Genomic DNA, 12,983 nt, shown 5'->3' with positions numbered 1-12,983 from the left:
AATCGCAGGGGTGGGACAGACGAAGCGAGGAGCCGCGCAGATGACCCCGACGACCTCTGGTCCCGACCTGACCGACGACGGCCTCACCGCGCGCCAGCGACGGATCCTCGAGACCATCACCGCCGCCATCGAGCGCCACGGCTACCCGCCGACCATGCGCGAGATCGGCGATGCCGTCGGCCTCACCTCCCCCTCCTCCGTCTCGCACCAGCTCCAGGCGCTCGAGCGCAAGGGATTCCTGCGCCGCGATCCGAAGCGCCCGCGCGCGCTCGAGGTCGTGCTGCCCGACGACGCCGGCGAGCCGACCCTCGCGCCCGTCGAGTCGATCGGCGCCGCCGCGGCCTCCGCGTCGGTGAGCGTGCCGCTCGTCGGCCGGATCGCCGCCGGCATCCCGATCACCGCGGAGGAGCAGGTGGAGGACGTCTTCACCCTGCCCCAGCAGCTCGTGGGCGACGGCGAGCTGTTCCTGCTGCAGGTCGTCGGGGACTCGATGGTCGATGCCGCGATCTGCGACGGAGACTGGGTCGTCGTGCGCTCGCAGCCGGTCGCGCAGAAGGGCGAGATCGTGGCGGCCATGATCGACGGCGAGGCGACGGTCAAGACCTTCGCCCAGAGCGACGGCCATGTCTGGCTGATGCCGCACAACCCCGCGTTCGCTCCGATCCTGGGCGACCACGCCGAGATCCTCGGCAAGGTCGTGGCGGTGCTGCGCGCCGTCTGACGCGCTCCTCCCACCCCCAACTCGCGCGCCTGCGATCCCCTGCGCGCGCTCGGCTCCTGCGGGCTCAGTCCCCCGCGCGGGCCAGTCGTCCGAGGGCGGCGAGCGCGACCTCGGGATCCTGCGTCGGCCACAGCGGCGGCATCGCCTCGCGCAGCACGGCCCCGTAGCGCTTGGTGCGCAGACGCGGGTCGAGCACCGCGACCATGCCGCGGTCCTCGTGCGAGCGGATCAGGCGACCGGCGCCCTGCGCGAGCAGCAGCGAGGCATGGCGCACCGAGACCTGCATGAATCCGCTGCTGCCCTCCGCGTCGGCCCGCTCCGAGCGTGCGGAGGTCAGCGGATCGTCGGGGCGCGGGAACGGCAGGCGGTCGATGGTCACCAGTCGGCACGTGCGTCCCTGCACATCCACGCCCTGCCACAGCCCGATGGTCCCGAACAGGCTCGCGGTGTCGTCGCCGCGGAACTGCTCGACGAGCCGGGGCAGGGAGTCCTCCCCCTGCAGGCCGACGGGCAGGTCGAGACGCGCGCGCACGTGCTCGGCGGCGACCTCCGCTCCCCGCCTCGACGAGAACAGGCAGAGCGCCCCGCCGCGCGAGGCCTCGACGAGCGCGGTGAGGTGATCAAGCATCGCGAGCGACGGGCCCTCGCGGCCCGGCGCGGGCAGGTGGGAGGCGACGTAGAGGATGCCCTGGCGGCGATAGTCGAAGGGACTGCCCACATCGATCCCGGCCCACGCGCTGCGGTCCTCGAGCGGGGGGACGTCCTCGGCGTCCATGCGTCGGCGCGAGCCCAGGCCGATGGCGCGGGCGGGCGGCTCGAAGCGCCCGCCGAGGGCGAGCGTCGCGGACGTCAGCACCGCGGTGGTGTCCTCGAGGATGCGTCCGCGCATGGCGCCGGCGACATCGAGCGGGGCGACCTGGAGGCTCGAGCGCCCGGTGCGCTCGGAGTGGGAGACCGAGACGACGTCGTCCTCGTCGGGCGCGGTGAGGCGCTCGCAGACGTCGACGATCTCCTGCAGGTTCGCGCGCACGGCCTTGCGGGCGCCGGCCGCCGTCGGGGCATCGCCGCCGGCGTCCTTGGCGTCGGCGTGGGCACCGCGGGCCTCCGTGCGCAGGTGGACGAGGGCATCGGCGGCGGCGCTGGGCAGGGCGCCCATGACCCTCCCGTCGGGCAGCTCGGGAAGGACCGTGTTCAGCTCCTCGCCGGCGTCGTCGAGGGCGGTCGCGGCGACGCCGAGCCCGCGCAGCTCGCGGACGGCCCCGCGCACCATGCCCACGGTCAACTGGTCGGTGACGGCGCTCGTCACGCGGGACGTGAGCTCGTGCGCCTCGTCGAAGACCACCGCATCGTGGTCGGGGATGATGCCGTGGTTGTCGAAGGAGTCGATCGCGAGCAGCGCGTGATTCGTGACCACGAGATCGACCTCGCGGGCGACGGCGCGGTTGCGCTCGGCGAAGCACTGGTCCACGAGCGGGCAGTGCCCGCCCAGGCACTGCGAGCCGGTCACCGAGACCTGGTGCCAGGCGCGGTCGGAGACGGGCATGTCCAGGTCGTCGCGGTCGCCCGTGTCGGTGAGCGCCGACCACTCGCGCAGCCGCTTCACCTGCTCCCCGAGGCGTTCGGAGGAGCCGCTCGCGGGATCGGCGGCGGTCTGGGAGAAGAGCGCCCCGGGGTCGATGTCGCTCGGGTAGCCGCCGTCGATCTTGTGCAGGCACAGGTAGTTCCCGCGCCCCTTGAGCAGGGAGAACGTGGGTGTGCGCGGGAGGTGTGGGGCGAGCGCCTCGACGATGCGCGGGAGGTCCTTGCGCACGATCTGCGACTGCAGGGCGATGGTCGCCGTGGAGACCACGACCGGCCGTCCCGTCACGACCGCGTGGCGCAGAGCGGGCACGAGGTACGCGAGCGACTTGCCGGTGCCGGTGCCGGCCTGGACCAGCAGATGGCGCTGCCCCTCGAGGGCCGTGTCGACCGCGCTCGCCATCCGGGTCTGTCCCTCGCGGCGCGTCCCCTCCAGTCCCTCCACGGCGGCTTCCATGAGCACGTCGAGATCGGCGATGGACGACGCGGAGGCTTCACGGGCGGCAGGCACCGGCCCACCCTAGCCGCGGGCCGTGCGCGCATCGCCGAGGCGCGTCGGGGCCCGCGGAGGGGACTCGTCACGTCCGCCAGGGAGGAGCCGACGCCCTCGGGCGCGGCCCTCTGGCACAGTCCCTCGGTCGCGGCCTCAGGCGCCGACGAGCGACTGGATCTCCGCGGCGAGCGCGGAGTCGACCCGCGCGTGCAGGCGCGTGCCCTCGGGCAGGTGCTCCTCGTCGAGGATCTCCCCGGTCGAGTGCGCGCGCGAGACGAGGTCGCCGCGCGTGTACGGCACGACGGTGTCGATCTCGACGGCGGGCCGCGGGAGGCGGTCGGCGATGAGGTCGCGCAGCGCGTCGACGCCCTCGCCGGTGCGCGCGGAGACCACGGCGGACTCCCCCGCCAGGCTGCGCAGGCGCGCGATCGTCTCGGGGGACGCGATATCGGCCTTGTTCAGCACGATGATCTCGGGGACGTCGAAGCCGTCGATGTCGGCGAGCACGCCGCGCACGGCCCGGATCTGGCCCTCGGGGTCGGGATGGGAGGCATCGACCACGTGGAGCAGCAGGTCGGCGTCGCCGACCTCCTCGAGCGTCGAGCGGAAGGCCTCGACGAGCTCCGTGGGCAGATGGCGCACGAAGCCCACCGTGTCGGCGTAGGTGAACTCGCGGCCGTCGGGCGTCTGGGCCCGCCGCACCGTCGGATCCAGCGTCGCGAACAGGGCGTTCTCCACGAGGACGCCGGCGCTCGTGAGCCGGTTCAGCAGCGAGGACTTCCCGGCGTTGGTGTAGCCGGCGATCGCGACGGCCGGGACCTCGCGGCGATGGCGGTCGGCGCGCTTGGCCTCGCGGCTCGGAGCCATCTCCCTGATCTCGCGGCGCAGCTTGGACATGCGCGTGCGGATGCGGCGACGGTCCAGCTCGATCTTCGTCTCGCCGGGTCCGCGGGAGCCCATGCCCGCGCCGCCCGCGGCGACGCGCCCGCCGGCCTGGCGGGACATGGACTCGCCCCAGCCGCGCAGGCGCGGCAGCAGGTACTCGAGCTGTGCGAGCTCGACCTGCGCCTTGCCCTCGCGGGACTTGGCGTGCTGGGCGAAGATGTCGAGGATCAGCGCCGTGCGGTCGACGACCTTGACCTTGGCGATGTCCTCGAGGGCGCGGCGCTGGCTGGGCGCGAGCTCCCCGTCGGCCACGACCGTGTCCGCACCGGTCTCGGTGACGATCTCGGCGAGCTCGGCCGCCTTGCCCTTGCCCAGGAAGGTCGCGGGGTCGGGGTGCTGGCGGCGCTGCATGACGCCGTCGAGCACCTCGGAGCCGGCGGTCTCGGCGAGCGCGGCGAGCTCCCGCAGGCTGTTCTCGGCGTCCTCGGAGTTGCCGGACGTGTAGATGCCGGCGAGGACGACGCGCTCGAGGCGCAGCTGGCGGTACTCGACCTCGGTGACGTCCTCGATGTCCGTGCGGATGCCCGCGACACGGCGCAGCGCGCGGCGGTCGGCGAGGTCGAGCTGCTCGCCGTCGGTGTCCGAGGCGTAGGTGACGGCGGAGACGGAGGCGTCGCCGCGCGCGAGGATCCGACGGGTCAGGGGGTCGCTGCTCGTGCGCTCATCCGCTCCGGCGGCCTCCTCGCCGCCGTGCTCCTGCGCGGGGACGTTCTCGGAGTCCGGGTGAAAAGCGATCGGCACGGTGGCGGCCTTCTTCCTGTGGGGTGCGTCGGACGGGGTGCTGCGAGGATCTGCCGTGAGGCGGATCGTGAGCATCAAGAATCCCACGCCCCGGCGCGCGGGGCGAGAGATTTATGCCCAGGGCGCACCGACGGACGCCGTCCGGGTGGGCCCGATGCGTACGCTGTGTCCGTGTCCGAGCACTACTTCTCCCCCACCAGCGCGACCGACGCCTCCCGCCTGCCGCTGACCGTGCGGCTCGCCGGCGCCGAGCGGGACCTGGTCACCTCCCGCGCGGTGTTCTCCGCACGCGGACTGGACAAGGCGACCGCGGTGCTCCTGGACCGCCTGGACACGCTCGCCCCGGTGCCGGCAGGGGCACGGATCCTCGACCTGGGCTGCGGCTGGGGGCCGATCGCGCTCAGCGCCGCACTGCTCCACCCCGATGCGGAGGTCTGGGCGGTCGACGTCTCCGAGCGCGCCCGCGAGGTCACCGCGGAGAACGCCGAGCGACTGGGCCTGCAGGTGCATGTCGCTGCGCCCGACGACGTCCCCTCCGAGCTGCTGTTCGACACCATCCGGTCGAACCCGCCGATCCGGATCGGCAAGCAGGAGCTGCACGATCTCCTGCTGCGCTGGTGCGGGCGCCTCTCCGCGCAGGGGACGGCCGGCCTCGTGGTCGGCAGGAACCTCGGCGCGGATCCCCTGGCCGCATGGCTGGACGACCAACTGCCCGGACGCACGGTGCAGAAGGTCGCGAGCGCCAAGGGCTTCCGGATCCTCGAGGTCGGTCCGCGCGAAGAGGGCTGAGCGCGCCTCCACGGGTGCACGCGACCGCGGACGCGAGAGCCCGAGCAGCCGGGCGGAAGCCGATCGCTCGTGTGGGAGCCGATCATGCGGGGGCGATCGTGCGGGGCCCATCGGCCGATCGGCCGACACCGAGGCGGTCAGGCGTGCGGGAGCGACGTCTCCCCGTCGGCCACGAGCTGCGCGGGGCCGGCGAGGGTGACCTGGCCGTCCTCGGCGCGGGCGACCTCGAGGGTCCCGCCGGGCACGTCCACCCTCCAGGGGCCGCTGCCGTCGTCCCCGGCCCACAGGGCCGAGACCACACCGACGGCCGTCGCGCCCGTCCCGCAGGACTGGGTCTCGCCGACGCCCCGCTCGAAGACGCGCATCGCCACGTGCGCGGGGCCGCGGCGGACGACGAACTCGATGTTCGCCCCGTGCTCGGGCTCGGGGTCGAGGCCCGGGCGGACGGTCAGGTCGAGGTCCTCGAGCACCAGGTCCTCGGGCAGCTCGACCACGGCGTGGGGATTGCCCATGTCCGCGTCCCAGGCGGGGAGCTCGTGCCCGGCGATGCGCACCGTGCGGGCGGGCCCGTCGGACACGCCGGCGGGGCCCATGCCCACGCGCACCTGCCAGGGGTCGCCGGGGGCCGGCGGATCCGCGAGGACCTCGAGGCGGCGCACGCCGGCGCGGGTCCAGATGTCCAGGGGCGCGTCGCCCCCGGGCAGCCGCCCCGCGCGCGAGAGGAAGGCCGCGAACACGCGCACGCCGTTCCCGCACATCTCGGCGATCGAGCCGTCGGCGTTGCGGTAGTCCATGAACCATTCGGGGGCGTCGGCGGGGGCCTCGATGCCGGCGGCGCGGGTGCGCACCACGCGGATCACGCCATCGCCGCCGATGCCGCCGCGGCGGTCCGCGAGCGCTGTGACCACGGACGCGTCGAGCGCGAGGGCGCCCTCCGGGTCGTCGAGGACCACGAAGTCGTTGCGGGTGCCGTGCCCCTTGGTGAAGCGCAGCGCGAGGGGCGCGGCGGCGGTGGCCGCGGAGGACTCGTCACGGTGTGTCGGCATGCCGGGAAGCCTACGCGCGCACCTCCGCGCGATGCGCGGCGACGAGGTCCAGCGCACGTGCGAGGAGGTCGTCGCAGGACGCCGGCAGCCAGGCCACGCGCTCGTCGCGCCGGAACCAGGTGTCCTGCTTGCGCACCAGGCGCCGGGTCCCCGCGACCGTCGCGTCGATCGCCTCGCGGCACGTCATGGCGCTGTCGAGGACGGCGAGCGCCTGCTCGTACCCGATCGCGCGGCGCGCGGTCGCGCCCTCGTCGAGCCCCTGCGCGCGCAGGGCGCGGACCTCGTCGAGCAGGCCCTGCTCGACCATCCGGTCCACGCGCACGGCGACCCGCTCACGCAGCTCCTCGCGCTCGCGGCGCAGACCGATCTGCAGCGTCGCGGGGTCCAGGTACTCACGCCGCGGGAGGAAGGCGCGGAAGGAGCCCCCGGTGATCTCGCCGACCTCGAGAGCGCGCACGATGCGCCGCACGTCCTGCGCGCCGATCGCCGCGGCGGCCTCGGGATCGGTGCGCTCGAGCTCGGCGCGCAGGGAGCCGACGCCCTCGCTCTCCGCGCGGCGCTCCAGACGGTCGCGGACGTCGGGATCCGTGGGCGGGAAGCGGATGTCGTCGAGCAGGGCGCGCACGTACAGCCCGGACCCACCGACGACGACGGGCACGTGCCCGCGGGCGCGGATCGCCGCGATCGCCGCGCGGGCCTCGCGCTGGTAGGCGGAGACGCTGGCCTCCTGGGTCACGTCGAGCACGTCCAGCAGATGGTGCGGGACGTGCTCGCGCTCGGCGGCACCGACCTTCGCGGTGCCGATGTCCATCCCGCGGTAGAGCTGCAGCGCGTCCGCGTTGACGATCTCGCCGTCCAGGCTCTCGGCGAGGTCGAGCGCCAGATCGGACTTGCCCGTGGCGGTCGCGCCGACGATCGCCAGGATCGGAGGGTGCGGGGCGGGCGCGGGCATGCTGCGCACTGTACCCGGAGTGCCGTGGACGACCCCGGCGGTGCCCTCGCGCGCGCAAGGGGCTAGTGTGGGGCGCGTCCCGATCGCCCCTACGTCCACGAGGTTCCAGGTGACACAGCAGCAGGCCTCCTCCGCCACCGCGTCGATGGAGGGTCTGGATCCGATCAGCACCGACCGCGTCGAGGCGGCGCTGTCCGGCCACGGCTATGCCTTCGTGGAGGACACCGATCATCCCGAGGTGCTGCGCGCACGGTTCGACGACTACCGCTTCCAGTTCATGCTCACCGGCGAGGCCGGGAGCGTGCTGCAGATCCGCGGCCGCTGGAACCGCTCCGTCTCGCGCGCCCACAAGCCCGAGATGCTCAAGCTCTGCAACGAGTGGAACATGAGCCGCGTCTGGCCGAAGGTGTACGTGCGACGCGAGTCCGAGGGCCTGCTGGGGCTGTACGGCGAGGTCACCTCCGACTTCAGCTCGGGCGCCTCCGATCAGCAGATCGACCGTGCGATCGAGTGCGGGCTGCGTACCGTCATCGCGTTCTTCCACGAGCTCGAGGAGCGACTGGGCGCAGAGGTCGACGAGCTCGACGCCTGAGCCCGCCCCGCCCCGACGACCCGTCGCGAGCGCCCCGGCATCGGGTTCCGACCGCTCTGATGTCCGTGCCGGAACACCGGGCTCGTGCCGATCGCCGAGGCCGTCCAGAAGATCCTCGACGAGAACCATGACGACCTGCAGGAGGTGATCGGCTGATGCAGCCGAAGATCGTAGGACACCGCGGCGCCGCGAGGCTCGCACCCGAGAACACGCTGCGCGCCTTCCGCGCCGGCGTCGACGCGGGCGCGGACCTGCTCGAGTGCGATGTGCACCTGAGCGCCGACGGCCAGCTCGTGATCATGCACGACACCACGATCGACCGCACCGCCGCCGAGGACTCGCCGCTGCGCAGCGGGCCCCTCGCGGAGCTGACCCGCGCCGAGCTCGACACCGTGCTGCTGCCGGACGGCGAGCGCGTCCCCTCCCTCGAGGCCGTGCTCGACATCGCCCAGGGTGCGGGCGTCCCGATCTACGTCGAGGTCAAGGCCGTCGCGGCGGCCGAGCAGACCGCGCAGCTGCTCGTCGACCGTGACCTGGACCAGAGCATCGACGGGGTGGCCCCCGCCTGGATCATCTCCTTCAAGCCCGAGGCGCTGCGCGCCGCCCGCGCCGTGGCGCCGCAGATCCCGCTCTCGGCGGTCACGCACGTCGCCGACGAGGACTTCTGGGCGCTCGCCGCGGAGCTCCGGACCGAGGCGGTCAGCCTGCAGATGTCGAAGCTGCCGGACGCCGACGTCGCCCGCGCCCATCAGGCCGGGCACCTCGTGAACGCCTGGACCATCAACGACGAGGAGCCCCTGCACCGCGCGGTGGACCTCGGCGTCGACACGGTCACGAGCGACGATCCGGCATGGGCCCGCCGCGCCCTGGCAGATCGCGGGGGTGTCGGGGCGCGCTGACCCGTGTGAGCGCGAGCGGCGGAGGCGGCGTCGGCGTTCTCCGGGGCGAGCGCGGAAGTCGTGATGCGACCAGGATGCGGCCCGTCCACGAGGGCTCCGCGAAGGTCACCATGGGGTAACGGAGCGGCTCGAGCGAGGATGCGCGCGGCCCGGAGAGCGTACGGTCGCGCCATGACCCAGACCACATCTGCGTCCCGGAGAGAGTCCGGGACGGCCCCTCCTCTCGTGACGATGCGAGAGGTGCAGAAGCATTTCGGGGACCTCCACGTGCTCCGGGACATCGATCTCGAGGTCGACGCGGGCGAGGTGGTCGTGGTGCTGGGCCCCTCGGGGTCGGGGAAGTCGACGCTGTGCCGCACGATCAACCGCCTGGAGACCGTCGACTCCGGCGACATCACGATCGACGGCAGTCCGCTCCCCACCTCCGGGCCCGGTCTCGCGCGACTGCGGGCGGAGGTCGGCATGGTCTTCCAGTCCTTCAATCTCTTCGCGCACAAGAGCGTGCTGGGCAACGTCACCGTCGCCCCCATCAAGGTCAAGAGGCTGCCGCGCCGCGAGGCCGAGGAGCTCGGCATGAGCCTGCTCGAGAGGGTGGGCGTGGCCGACCAGGCGCAGAAGCTGCCCGCACAGCTCTCGGGCGGTCAGCAGCAGCGGGTCGCGATCGCCCGCTCCCTGGCGATGCAGCCCAAGCTCATGCTGTTCGACGAACCCACGTCGGCCCTCGACCCCGAGATGATCAACGAGGTCATCGAGGTGATGACCGACCTCGCGCGCGAGGGGATGACCATGATCGTGGTCACCCACGAGATGGGCTTCGCACGTCGCACGGCCGACAGGGTCGTGTTCATGGACGCGGGGCGGATCCTCGAGGTCGCCCCGCCCGACCGCTTCTTCACCGCGCCCGAGTCCGAGCGCGCGAAGGATTTCCTGTCCAAGATCCTCCACCACTGACCGCCGCGCAGAGCCGCCCGGCACCCGAGGCACCGAAGGAGCCCGCCATGTCACGCCAGCGTCCCGATCACATCCCCACCGAGCACCGGTCCTCCCCCACCGACCCCGCCGATCGCATCGGTCTCACCGGTCTCTCCCTGCGCCCAGGCGCCCTCAGCCGGCGCGTCTTCCTCACCGGCACGGTCGGCGCCGCCGCGGCGCTCACCCTCGCCGCGTGCGGAGGAGGCGACGACGCCTCCGACGACGTCGCCGATGTCGACTCCTCGAGCTTCGAGGAGGGCTCGACGATGGCGAAGCTCGCCGACGCCGGGAAGATCACCGTCGGCACCAAGTTCGACCAGCCGCTGTTCGGCCAGGCGGGGCCGGATGGCAAGCCCACCGGCTTCGACGTCGAGATCGCGAAGATGATCGCCGCGGCCCTGGGCATCAAGGCCGACAAGATCGAGTGGACCGAGACCGTCTCGGCGAACCGCGAACCGTTCATCCAGAACGGCCAGGTCGACATCGTGGTCGCGACCTACACGATCAACGACGAGCGCAAGAAGGTCGTCGACTTCGCGGGCCCGTACTACACCGCCGGCCAGGCGCTCATGGTGAAGAAGGGCGACGACGCGATCACGGGACCGGACGATCTCAAGGACAAGAACGTCTGCTCGGTCGAGGGCTCGACCCCCGCGCAGAACATCGACGAGAACTACCCCGACGCCAAGCTCGTCACCTTCGACACCTACTCCAAGTGCGTCACCGCCCTGGACAACGGTCAGGCCGACACGGTCACCACCGACAACGTGATCCTGGCCGGCTTCGTCGCCGCGGACAAGGACAAGCTGCAGATGGTCGACGACGGCAAGACCTTTACGAAGGAGCCCTACGGGATCGGTCTGAAGAAGGGCGACGACGATTTCCGCGAGTTCATCAACGACACCCTCCAGAAGGCCTACGACGACGGCAGCTGGGCGGAGGCCTGGAAGTCCACGGCCGGGCAGGTCCTGCCCACCCCGGACCCGCCCAAGATCGACCGCTACTGAGCGCCCGCCGCCGAGCCGCCGCCCATGGGAAGCCTCCTCGCCTCGCGCGCCGCTGTCTGGGACGCGTTCACCACCACCCTCTTCCTCGCCGTCACCGCCGGAGTGCTCGCACTGCTGGTGGGGACGCTGCTCGCCGCCATGCGGGTCTCCCCCTACGCGCCGCTGCGCACCGTGGCGACGGTGTACACCGAGTTCCTGCGCAACACCCCGCTCACGATCGTGTTCTTCTTCTTCGTGTTCGTGACTCCCTCGATGGGGTTCACCTTCGCCTACAAGGTGGCGGCGGTGATCGCGCTGACGTGCTACACCTCGGCGTTCGTCGCGGAGGCGGTGCGCTCCGGCATCAACTCGGTGGCGGTGGGCCAGGCGGAGGCGGCGCGCTCGCTGGGCATGTCGTTCGGCCAGAACCTCGCGATCGTGGTGCTCCCCCAGGCCTTCCGCACGGCGATCCCGCCGCTGATCAGCGTGCTCATCGCCCTCGTGAAGAACACGTCGGTCGCAGGTGCGTTCAGCGTGCTCGAGCTGTTCGCGCTGTCGAAGCGGCTGACGAACGCGCACTCCTCGGACGTCATCGCGATCCTCGTGGGCATCGCGCTGTGCTACCTGATCATCTGCATCCCGCTCGGTCGTCTCGCGGCGGCCCTCGAACGGAAGGCGGCGTTCGCACGATGAGCAGCGGTCCTGTCCTGTACGACGTCCCCGGGCCCGACGAGAAGCGGCGCGAACGCCGCGTGAGCTGGGTGGTCGGCGCGGCCGTGATCATCGTCCTGGCGGTGCTGGGGTGGCGTCTCGCCTCCAACGGCGTGTTCGACGACCGCTGGAGGATCCTCTTCGAGGCGCCCCCGAACTTCGCCGGCTACCAGGTGCAGGACATCTGGTCGGCCGTCTTCCGAGGACTCCTCAACACACTGCTGGCCGCAGTGATCTCCCTGCCGCTCGCGATGATCCTCGCGATCCTCCTGATCTCGCTCCGCTCGGCGCCGTGGCGCGGTCTGCGGTGGCTCGCCTCGGCAGTGATCGAGGTCTTCCGCGCGCTGCCCGTCGTGCTCGTCATGCTGTTCGGGATCCTGGTGCTTCCCGGTGCTTCGCCCCTGGTCGCCGTGGTCTTCGGCCTCGTCGTCTACAACGCGGCGGTCTTCGCGGAGATCCTGCGCGCGGGCATCAGCGCGCTGCCGGCCGGCCAGACCGAGGCCGCGTACTCGCTGGGGATGCGCAGCGGCCTGATCTACCGCACGATCCAGCTGCCGCAGTCGGTGCGCATGATGCTCCCCTCGCTCATCGCCCAGGGCGTCGTCCTCATCAAGGACTCCTCGCTCGGGTACATCGTGGGCTACGCGGAGCTGCTGCGGCAGATCAGCCGGGTCGCCGACGCCCTCACCAATGCCGACTACCTGCTCCCGCTGCTGGCCGTGGGCGCCGCCGTGTTCGTGACGCTCAACGTGCTGCTCTCGCGCCTGGCAGTGTGGGTCCAGCGCCATGGCCGTCTGCAGCGGAGGGGCGCCCGCGTGGCGCGCACGACGACGCTCGTGGAGGAGTGACGCCCCGCCGCAGCTCCCTCCGTCAGCGTCCGGTGGCGGCGAGCAGCTCGCTCGAGACCACCCGCCGGATGAGCGCACCGTCATAGCCGCGGCGGCGCAGGTATCCCTCGAGACGGCGGGCCATACGGGCCCGCTGGGCCCGGTCCTCCATGTCGGTGCGGCGGCTCTCCGGTGCGATCCGGCCGCGCACGAGCTCGCGGCACCGCTCCTCCTCCTCGAGCTCCGCATGCTGCGGCGTGCCAGCCTGCGCCACCAGTGCCGCGTCGATGTCGGCGTCCGCGACGCCCTTCGCCTCGAGCTCGCGCCGCAGGGCCTCGTCCGCGAGGCCGCGGAGCTCCCGGCGCTGGGCCACCCAGTCGCGGGCGAAGGCCGCGTCGTCGATGAGGCCCGCGCGGGCGATCCGCTGCATGACCTCGTGGGCCACATCGGCCGGGACCTCGCGCTCGCGCAGTCGCGCGGACATCTCCCCGACGCTGCGGCGTCTCGTGGCGAGAAGGCGCATGAGGTAACGGCACTGGGAGACGATCTGCTTCTCGCGCTCGCGCTCGGCCTCCGTGGGCTCGGCGGGTGCGCGGGAGAGGATCTCGTCGGTGCGCGCGGCGAGATCGCGATGCACGGGCGCGCGGCGCGGGGCTGAGGAGTGCGTCGGTGTCATGGCTCAGGAGTCCTGGGGACGAGAGCGCGCGGCGGCATGGGGTGCATGCCGCCGC

General features: G+C 72.5%; 13 protein-coding genes. 8 read left to right on the top strand and 5 right to left on the bottom strand.

Annotation, left to right across the window (positions count from 1 at the left end; all coding sequences use genetic code 11):
- Nucleotides 1-40: 40 nt before the first annotated feature.
- Nucleotides 41-721, top strand: a complete 681-nt coding sequence (lexA, locus tag ACFQ53_RS11910) for a transcriptional repressor LexA (protein WP_249480695.1) — start codon at nucleotides 41-43, stop codon at nucleotides 719-721.
- A 64-nt stretch (nucleotides 722-785) separates the two neighbouring features.
- On the opposite strand, the gene ACFQ53_RS11905 is transcribed toward lexA, so the two are convergent.
- Together ACFQ53_RS11905 and hflX are read right to left on the bottom strand one after the other, a co-directional pair.
- Entirely contained in the window at nucleotides 786-2,756 is a 1,971-nt protein-coding gene (locus ACFQ53_RS11905) for an ATP-dependent DNA helicase (RefSeq protein ID WP_377859958.1), read from the bottom strand.
- 189 nt (nucleotides 2,757-2,945) lie between these two features.
- Nucleotides 2,946-4,553, bottom strand: a complete 1,608-nt coding sequence (hflX, locus tag ACFQ53_RS11900) for a GTPase HflX (protein ID WP_377859903.1) — start codon at nucleotides 4,551-4,553, stop codon at nucleotides 2,946-2,948.
- Between the two features lie 96 nt (nucleotides 4,554-4,649).
- Between hflX and ACFQ53_RS11895 the strand changes: the two genes are divergently transcribed.
- Nucleotides 4,650-5,267, top strand: coding sequence for a class I SAM-dependent methyltransferase (locus ACFQ53_RS11895; RefSeq protein ID WP_377859901.1), 618 nt, complete (start codon nucleotides 4,650-4,652; stop codon nucleotides 5,265-5,267).
- A 137-nt stretch (nucleotides 5,268-5,404) separates the two neighbouring features.
- On the opposite strand, the gene dapF is transcribed toward ACFQ53_RS11895, so the two are convergent.
- Both dapF and miaA read right to left on the bottom strand, forming a co-directional pair.
- Nucleotides 5,405-6,313, bottom strand: coding sequence for a diaminopimelate epimerase (gene dapF / locus ACFQ53_RS11890; RefSeq protein ID WP_377859899.1), 909 nt, complete (start codon nucleotides 6,311-6,313; stop codon nucleotides 5,405-5,407).
- Between the two features lie 10 nt (nucleotides 6,314-6,323).
- Nucleotides 6,324-7,265 carry a tRNA (adenosine(37)-N6)-dimethylallyltransferase MiaA gene (gene miaA / locus ACFQ53_RS11885; RefSeq protein ID WP_377859897.1) on the bottom strand — a complete coding sequence of 314 codons (942 nt, stop codon included), beginning with the start codon at nucleotides 7,263-7,265 and terminating at the stop codon, nucleotides 6,324-6,326.
- 109 nt (nucleotides 7,266-7,374) lie between these two features.
- Between miaA and ACFQ53_RS11880 the strand changes: the two genes are divergently transcribed.
- From ACFQ53_RS11880 to ACFQ53_RS11855, 6 genes are all read left to right on the top strand, one after another.
- Entirely contained in the window at nucleotides 7,375-7,857 is a 483-nt protein-coding gene (locus tag ACFQ53_RS11880; protein ID WP_249480700.1) for a YbjN domain-containing protein, read from the top strand.
- Nucleotides 7,858-8,012: 155 nt separating this feature from the next.
- Entirely contained in the window at nucleotides 8,013-8,756 is a 744-nt protein-coding gene (locus ACFQ53_RS11875; protein WP_377859895.1) for a glycerophosphodiester phosphodiesterase, read from the top strand.
- A 171-nt stretch (nucleotides 8,757-8,927) separates the two neighbouring features.
- Entirely contained in the window at nucleotides 8,928-9,707 is a 780-nt protein-coding gene (locus ACFQ53_RS11870; protein WP_377859893.1) for an amino acid ABC transporter ATP-binding protein, read from the top strand.
- A 47-nt stretch (nucleotides 9,708-9,754) separates the two neighbouring features.
- On the top strand, nucleotides 9,755-10,735 hold the full coding sequence (locus ACFQ53_RS11865; RefSeq protein ID WP_377859891.1) for a glutamate ABC transporter substrate-binding protein: 981 nt from the start codon (nucleotides 9,755-9,757) through the stop codon (nucleotides 10,733-10,735).
- Nucleotides 10,736-10,759: 24 nt separating this feature from the next.
- Nucleotides 10,760-11,407 (top strand): amino acid ABC transporter permease, encoded by a 648-nt coding sequence (locus tag ACFQ53_RS11860; RefSeq protein WP_377859889.1) that lies wholly within the window; start codon nucleotides 10,760-10,762, stop codon nucleotides 11,405-11,407.
- Nucleotides 11,404-12,273, top strand: a complete 870-nt coding sequence (locus tag ACFQ53_RS11855) for an amino acid ABC transporter permease (RefSeq protein WP_377859887.1) — start codon at nucleotides 11,404-11,406, stop codon at nucleotides 12,271-12,273. Before ACFQ53_RS11860 ends, ACFQ53_RS11855 begins: the two co-directional genes overlap by 4 nt.
- Nucleotides 12,274-12,295: 22 nt before the next feature.
- On the opposite strand, the gene ACFQ53_RS11850 is transcribed toward ACFQ53_RS11855, so the two are convergent.
- Nucleotides 12,296-12,928, bottom strand: a complete 633-nt coding sequence (locus ACFQ53_RS11850; RefSeq protein ID WP_377859885.1) for a regulatory protein RecX — start codon at nucleotides 12,926-12,928, stop codon at nucleotides 12,296-12,298.
- Nucleotides 12,929-12,983: the final 55 nt, after the last annotated feature.

Origin of the sequence: Brachybacterium sp. NPDC056505, from assembly GCF_042794925.1 — a bacterium.
GTDB classification, from domain to species: domain Bacteria; phylum Actinomycetota; class Actinomycetes; order Actinomycetales; family Dermabacteraceae; genus Brachybacterium; species Brachybacterium kimchii.
This window is presented reverse-complemented; position numbering and strand designations above follow the sequence as displayed.